Origin of the sequence: Streptomyces sp. NPDC001508, from assembly GCF_040298665.1 — a bacterium.
In the GTDB taxonomy this organism is placed as follows: domain Bacteria; phylum Actinomycetota; class Actinomycetes; order Streptomycetales; family Streptomycetaceae; genus Streptomyces.
Window position 1 is genome coordinate 1 of record NZ_JBEPAP010000150.1, and the last position, 1,946, is coordinate 1,946.

Sequence of the window (1,946 nt, forward strand, 5' to 3'; positions counted from 1 at the left end):
CGGCGCAGTGGATGACGGTGGTGAGGGGTGGATGGTGGTGGGTGGTGTTGAGGGTGTTTGTGAGGTGGTGGAGGTCTTGGGGGTTGGTGAGATCGTAGGTGGTGTGGGTGATGTGGGTGCCGTGTTGGGTGGCGTGGTGTTGGAGTTGTTGGAGGGCGGGGTGGTTGGGGTGGCGGCTGGTGAGGTGGAGGTGGGGGACGTGGTGGTGAGTGATGAGGTGGTGGGCGAGGTGGGTGGCGAGGGCTCCGGTGGCGCCGGTGATGAGGATGGTGCCTTGGTTCCAGGGGAGGGTGTCGGTGTTTGTTGGGGTGCTGGGGGTGGTGTCCGTTTCGCTTGTGGGTGTGGCTGTAGGTGTGGGGAGGTGGGTGAGGCGGCGGACGTGGAGGGTGCCTTCCCGTGCGGCCAGTTGCCCCTCACCCACAGCCAACGCATACGCCAGAGTCGCCGCCTGTTCCTCCGTCAGAGCTCCCGCGGTGGCCGACGCCTCGTCCAGGTCGATGAGCGCGAACCGATCAGGATGCTCCGACTGCGCGGAGCGCATGAGGCCCCACACGGCCGCGTTGGACAAGCCTTTCTCACCGTCCGACGGGGCGTCCGTGTCCAGCAGATACGAGCCACTCGTGACCAGGACCAACCGGGAATCCGTGAAGCGCTCGTCGGCGATCCACGACTGTGCCAGACCCAGCGCTCGGGCCGCCGCGGCCTCCGCCGCCACGGGGGATTCCTGCGCGACGTCCCCGCTCTGCGATACAGGTGCCGCCATGAAGACCACGTCCGGAACGGCCTCCGCGTCCCCGTCGACGGCCCGCCCCAGCTCTTCCACATCCTGATAACCGGCCACTGTCTCGCCGAACGCCCGCAGCAACGCGTCCTCGCCGACAACCGCCCACTTGCGCGGCCCCCGAGTCTGCGCGGTCCGAGGCGCAGGGAGGTGGACCCACGAGGTCCGGAACAGAGACCGACGGTCGACGGCGGCGGTGCCTCCCGCAAATCGGGACGCCGTGTCGGGGAGGGGCCGCAGATGCAGCCGGTCTACCGTAAGCACTGCGCGCCCGGCCCCATCCGACAGATGCAGCGACACAGCGTCAGGGCCCACCGGCGACACCCGAACGCGTAGTTGCCGGGCGCTCACCGCGTACAGGGAGACGCCGTTCCACGCGAATGGCACGTACCGCTGCTCCGCCCTGGCCAGGAAGGAACCCAGCCCGATCGCGTGCAGAGCGGCATCGAGCAGGGCAGGATGCATGGCGAACCGGTCGCTGTCCGCGTGCTGCTCCTCGCCGAGCACCACCTGGGCGAAGACTTCGCCGTCCCGGCTCCACGCATGGTGCAGCCCCTGGAAGGCGGGGCCGTAACTCAGCCCTGCTTCCGCCCGGTCTGCGTAAAAGGACGAGACGTCGAGCGGTGTGGCACCCGCAGGCGGCCATGACTCGGCGCCGAGCCCGTCCTCCGCCGGCGGTGTGTCACCGCTTCCCACGAGGAGCCCGCCGGCGTGCGTTGTCCAGGGCTCGTGGGCCTCGGCTGCCGCGGCCCGAAAGTACACGGTGAACGGGTGCCGACCCTGTCCGGGCTCGGCGGCGTCGATCAGCACCTGGAAGTCCACTGCCGCGTCCGCACCCGGCTCCGTCGGTAGCACGAGCGGATGGTCGAGCGTCAGCTCCGACAGATACGGGGCGCCCACCTGCTGTCCCGCCTGAAGCGCCATCTCCACGAACGCGGTGCCGGGCAGGAGCACATGCCCGCCCACAACGTGATCGGCGAGCCAGGGCTGCGCTGCCAGGGAAATCCGCCCAGCCAGGAGCGTCCTGTCGCCGTCTGCCAGACGTACGGTCGCCCCGAGGAAGGGATGATCGGTGCCGGCTGGGTTGGTGGGTGGTGTGTGGTGGAGCCAGTAGGTGTGGTGTTGGAAGGGGTAGGTGGGGAGGGGGGTGTGGGTGGTGGTGTTG

Annotated in this window: 1 protein-coding gene; it reads right to left on the minus strand. The window is 69.2% G+C overall.

From position 1 onward, the window contains the following. The coding region (locus ABT245_RS45760; protein ID WP_351747068.1) for a SpnB-like Rossmann fold domain-containing protein at positions 1-1,946 on the minus strand (1,946 nt) is incomplete at both ends.